General features: G+C 64.4%; 4 protein-coding genes. All 4 read left to right on the top strand.

Going from position 1 to position 2,721, the window contains the following annotated elements; all coding sequences use genetic code 11:
- On the top strand, window positions 1-411 hold a 411-nt coding region (locus tag PSTU_RS0116045; protein WP_019342034.1), incomplete at its 5' end, for a bifunctional adenosylcobinamide kinase/adenosylcobinamide-phosphate guanylyltransferase.
- Entirely contained in the window at window positions 408-1,457 is a 1,050-nt protein-coding gene (gene cobT / locus PSTU_RS0116040; RefSeq protein ID WP_019342033.1) for a nicotinate-nucleotide--dimethylbenzimidazole phosphoribosyltransferase, read from the top strand. The genes PSTU_RS0116045 and cobT, both read left to right, overlap by 4 nt.
- A complete protein-coding gene (gene cobC, locus PSTU_RS0116035) occupies window positions 1,454-2,047 on the top strand; it encodes an alpha-ribazole phosphatase family protein (protein WP_029404832.1) in 594 nt (197 codons plus the stop codon). The genes cobT and cobC overlap by 4 nt, the downstream gene beginning before the upstream one ends.
- Window positions 2,032-2,721: adenosylcobinamide-GDP ribazoletransferase (locus PSTU_RS0116030; protein ID WP_019342035.1), on the top strand; the 690-nt coding region annotated here is incomplete at its 3' end. The genes cobC and PSTU_RS0116030, both read left to right, overlap by 16 nt.

Genomic DNA, 2,721 nt, shown 5'->3' with positions numbered 1-2,721 from the left:
GATGGCGAGATGAGCGAGCGCATCGCTCATCACCGAGCCCGGCGCCCAGCTAGCTGGGCGCTAATCGAGGAGCCGTTGGCACTGGCTTCAATCCTGCGCGAACACGCCCGAACTGATCGCTGCCTGCTGGTGGATTGCCTGACGCTGTGGCTGACCAATTTGCTGATGCTGGATGACCAGGCTCGTCTGCTTGAAGAGCGCGATGCATTGCTCGACTGCCTCGCGGGACTGCCGGGGCGGGTGCTGTTGGTCAGTAATGAAACCGGGTTGGGTGTGGTGCCGCTGGGCGAGCTGAGCCGGCGGTATGTCGATGAGGCGGGCCTGTTGCACCAGGCCCTTGCCGAGCGTTGTCAGCGCGTGGTGTTCACAGTGGCAGGTCTGCCAATGATTCTGAAAGGAGCGGAGCTTTGAACAAGCAATGGTGGCTTGAAGCCTGTCGGGTGCCGGACGAAGCGGCTCGCCAGGCGGCACGGCAGCGCGATGCGCAGCTGACCAAACCGGCGGGTGCGCTGGGGCGTCTCGACGCGGTGATCCCCGATCTGGCGGCTTTGCAGGGGCGTGAGCGGCCGTCATTGGAGCATGCCTTTATCGCCATTTTTGCCGGAGACCACGGCGTTGCAGAAGAAGGCATATCGGCGTTCCCGCAATCGGTGACTGGCCAGATGCTTGGCAATTTCGTCAACGGTGGTGCCGCGATCAGTGTGCTCGCTAAGCAGCTCGACGCGACGTTGGAGGTGATTGATCTGGGAACTGCGGCTCCGTTGTCGCTGCCTCGGGTGCGCCATCTTTCGCTCGGGCCGGGCACCCGCAATTTCACCAAAGAGCCCGCCATGAGTGCCGAGACCTGCCTGCTTGCCATGCAGGCTGGGCGCGACACTGTGCTGCGCGCGCAACAACAGCGCAGCGAGCTGTTCATTGGCGGCGAAATGGGCATCGGCAATACCACCACTGCGGCGGCGCTGGCCTGCGCTTTGCTGGATTGTGCACCGCGCGAACTGGCAGGGCCGGGCACTGGCTTGGACGCTGCCGGGGTTGTGCATAAGCGTGCAGTCATCGAGCGGGCGCTAGCGCTGCATATGGGGCCGCACGACACTTTTGGCTGGATGCAGCGGGTCGGTGGTTTCGAACTGGCTGCGCTCACCGGCGCCTATATCGCCTGCGCGCAGCAGGGAATCGTCGCGCTGGTCGACGGCTATATTTGCAGTGTGGCGGCGCTGTGTGCGGTGCGCCTGAACCCGGCATGTGGTGACTGGTTGCTGTTCGCTCACCGGTCGGCAGAACCGGGCCACCTTGCGGTGCTCGCAGCCTTGGACGCACGCCCGCTTCTGGATCTTGGTCTGCGACTGGGTGAGGGCAGCGGCGCGGCGCTGGCGGTTCCGCTGCTTCGGCTGGCCTGTGCGCTACACCACGGTATGGCCACGTTCGACGAGGCCGCCGTCGCGGCGCAGCATCCATGAGTGTGCGGCTGGAGTTGCTGCGGCACGGTGAGACCGAGTCCGGTGGTGGTTTTTGCGGGCGGCTGGATGACGCCCTCACCCCGACGGGCTGGCAGCAGTTGCGTGCGGCAGTTGTCGGGGCGGGCCCGTGGGAGCGGATCATCAGTTCGCCCCTGCGCCGCTGCGCGGACTTTGCCGTTGAGCTCGCCGGACAACGTTCCCTTGAGCTGGAATTTGAGCCTGACCTGCGCGAGCTGGACTTCGGCGATTGGGAGGGGCGCACCGCCGCCGACCTGATGATCGATCAGAGCGAAGCACTGGCGCGCTTCTGGATCGATCCATACAGCTTTACGCCACCCAATGCCGAGCCCGTTGCGGACTTTGCGGCCCGCGTGCTGGCAGCCATCGAGCGTCTGACCGATCGATATACAGGCGAGTGCGTGCTGCTCATCACCCATGCGGGTGTGATGCGGCTGTTGCTGGCGCAGGCACGTGGGTTGCCGCGCGAAGGACTGCTGCAAGTTGAAGTCGGTCATGCCGGGTTGTTCGCACTAAGAACCGGTTTCTCGGATGCCACGCTCTGGCTGGAAGAACGATGCAGCCCTTTCTGATCGCGCTGCAATTCCTGACCTGCCTCCCGGTACGGCTGCGCGGCATGCCCGAGCCCCAGCAGGTCGGCAGATCCTTGCTGTATTACCCGCTGGTGGGGTTACTGCTCGGCGCCATACTCAGTTTGCTCGGCATGCTGCTTGGCAATACGGCCTCGCCCTTGGTGGCGGCATTACTGTTGGCCGCGTGGGTCTGGCTTACCGGTGCGCTGCATCTTGATGGACTGGCCGACAGTGCGGACGCCTGGGTCGGCGGCTTCGGCGATCGGGAACGAACCCTGGCGATCATGAAAGACCCTTGCAGCGGCCCGGTTGCGGTCGCCGTACTGGTGTTATTGCTGTTACTGAAGTTCGTTGCGTTATGGAGGCTGCTCGAGCAAGGCAACCCGTTGGTGCTTCTGGTGGTACCACTGCTGGGGCGAGGTGCAGTGCTGGGGTTGTTTCTCACTACGCCCTATGTGCGCCCGAGCGGTTTGGGGCAAGCGTTGGCCGAGCACATGCCGCGGTCCAACGTTCGCTTGGTGCTGGCGCTGATCGTGCTCGCTGTCATGCTGATGGGTGCCAATGGCTGGATTGCGCTGGCGATTGCCGCAGCTGTGGGGCTGCTGGTGCGCCGCAGCTTGATTCAGCGTTTGGGCGGGACCACGGGCGACACGGCCGGAGCGTTGTTGGAGCTG

Source organism: Stutzerimonas stutzeri SDM-LAC (assembly GCF_000235745.1).
In the GTDB taxonomy this organism is placed as follows: Bacteria; Pseudomonadota; Gammaproteobacteria; order Pseudomonadales; family Pseudomonadaceae; genus Stutzerimonas; species Stutzerimonas stutzeri_H.
Note: the sequence above shows the minus strand (reverse complement) of the source record. Positions and strands in the feature narration are given on the sequence as shown.

Coding starts and splice junctions, on each gene's coding strand:
- cobC (WP_029404832.1), top strand. CDS start 1,454: ATGAGTGTGCGGCTGGAGTTGCTGCGGCACGGTGAGACCGAGTCCGGT.